Below are 1,749 nucleotides of genomic sequence, written 5' to 3' on the forward strand. Positions count from 1 at the left end.
CCGCCTTGTGTCATCAATATGCGCGAAGGCATCATCAAGGCTGCGAATAGCGATAAGTTCCCATTCTTCACCTAGATACAAGTAGCAAAGCATCTCGGCGAGCGTCGTTTTACCGACGCCAGGAGGGCCAGACACGATCAGGACGTGGTATTTCTCAAGAATTTCCCGGCCTGCCTGGAAACTAGGATTCTCCGCATAGACCATGAATTTCTGCACGATGTCGTCGCGGATGAGCGTCGTAAAATTATGGGTCGCGGCATGCAGCACTCGCTCCAGCACGCCGGCTCCCGAGAGCCATAGCTTGACGTGACTTTTCTGGACCTCCGGAAACTTCCGCAACAGTGCGTTGATGTCCTCGTAGCCGAAGATGTCGGCCGTCGTGCGAAGCGCGGATCCGATGATCTCGGCCAGCCGGTCCTTGTTGGCGGGAAGCATCGGCCGGGAAGTACTGAGCAGATAACGATCGGGAGCGAGAAGATCGATCGACCGACGCTCCTTTCCCATGGTTCGGGCGAGCGCATCGAAATCCGACAAGCGGTAGTGTTTCGCCTGAAGGATGGTCTTTGCCCCCGCCCCTGCGTGCCGGCCATCGACACCACCATCGGGACCGGGACCGAACGCTTCGAAGCGAACCCCAAGCTCACGGCCGAGCAAGTCGCGCGACAAATCTTCAAATTCCGCAGGGGAAAGAGCGTCAAAACCAAACGTCAATCTACCCCCTCCAAGAAATGGCTTAGGATATTCTATCACATTTCAACCCTAATCTCACCATTGGGAACATTAGCCGCACTCGTCAATGCTGACGAGGTGTTTCTCGCCCAGGTCACTTGGCTCGCGACCCGAATGAAGGCCTGCTTTTGGGATCGCCACCAACGTGAGGGAACGGCCAGAATGAGCGCGAAGCGGTCGCGACCGTGCTGCAACCGAATCCGTCTTTTTGCCTGGAGAAAAAACGGAATTGACCTGCTTCGGGCTCGAGAGAGATTACACTCGTCCGATATCGGAAGCGTGGATCATGGAACAGCTTGATTTCTCTATGCTCGACACCATGACTGAAGCGGACGAATGCCGCTTCATGGACGCCTTCACTCAGGCTCTGGCGAACGATTCCGGCGATGTCGCCAAAGAGCATTTGGCGGCGGGTCGGTCGGTGTATTTTGGTGACGATCAATTTCCCGATGCTGTGGTCAAGGAATATCCCGACGGCCGCCGTCAGCTCGTCACTTTCGTTGACGATGACGAGATTATTCTCCGCGATCTGTGATGTACCAACTCGGGATCGGTCGCCGGTCCCTACCGTGAGGCTGTTCCGATGATCCGGCGGATGTGACGTGGCACGTCACACCCGGTTATCCGCGCCCCAACCAAATTCGGCGATTATGGCTGTTCCCCTTATGCCGCGTTTTGGCGAGGCGCAATGGCGGCAAGATCGGCTTCAATCTGCCGCCGCCGCTCCATCAATTCGTAGTCGGCTTGCACGCCCATCCAAAAGCCGTCAGACAGGCCAAAATAGCGGGCGAGGCGCAGGTCGGTGTCGGCGGTAATCGCCCGCTTGCCGAGGACAATCTCATTGATCCGGCGCGGGGGAACGCCGATGGCGCGGGCCAGCCCGTTTTGGGTCAGCCCCATCGGCTCGATGAAGTCGAGCAGCAGCATTTCGCCCGGCGTCGGGTTGGGGATCAGGTCAGTGGTAATCGACGATTTCGACATAGCTCGGACCTCCTTCCGTCCAGACAAAGCAGATGCGCC

Annotated in this window: 3 protein-coding genes; 1 reads left to right on the forward strand and 2 read right to left on the reverse strand. The window is 57.5% G+C overall.

From position 1 onward, the window contains the following. Positions 1 to 711, reverse strand: a 711-nt coding sequence (locus K678_RS17280) for an nSTAND3 domain-containing NTPase (protein WP_021133776.1), incomplete at its 3' end; no start/stop codon positions are given. A 304-nt stretch (positions 712 to 1,015) separates the two neighbouring features. On the opposite strand from K678_RS17280, the gene K678_RS17285 reads away from it, so the two are divergent. Beyond that, entirely contained in the window at positions 1,016 to 1,264 is a 249-nt protein-coding gene (locus K678_RS17285; protein WP_021133777.1) for a hypothetical protein, read from the forward strand. A gap of 128 nt (positions 1,265 to 1,392) precedes the next feature. Here K678_RS17285 and K678_RS17290 read toward each other — a convergent pair whose 3' ends face one another. Beyond that, positions 1,393 to 1,710 (reverse strand): HigA family addiction module antitoxin, encoded by a 318-nt coding sequence (locus K678_RS17290; protein WP_021133778.1) that lies wholly within the window; start codon positions 1,708 to 1,710, stop codon positions 1,393 to 1,395. Positions 1,711 to 1,749 lie beyond the last annotated feature (39 nt).

The sequence above is a fragment of the Magnetospirillum fulvum MGU-K5 genome (assembly GCF_000442515.1).
In the GTDB taxonomy this organism is placed as follows: domain Bacteria; phylum Pseudomonadota; class Alphaproteobacteria; order Rhodospirillales; family Magnetospirillaceae; genus Phaeospirillum; species Phaeospirillum fulvum_B.

What these genes read in the sequence shown, in the direction of transcription:
- K678_RS17285 (WP_021133777.1), top strand. Translation starts at nt 1,016, where the DNA reads ATGGAACAGCTTGATTTCTCTATGCTCGACACCATGACTGAAGCGGAC.
- K678_RS17290 (WP_021133778.1), bottom strand. Translation starts at nt 1,710, where the DNA reads ATGTCGAAATCGTCGATTACCACTGACCTGATCCCCAACCCGACGCCG.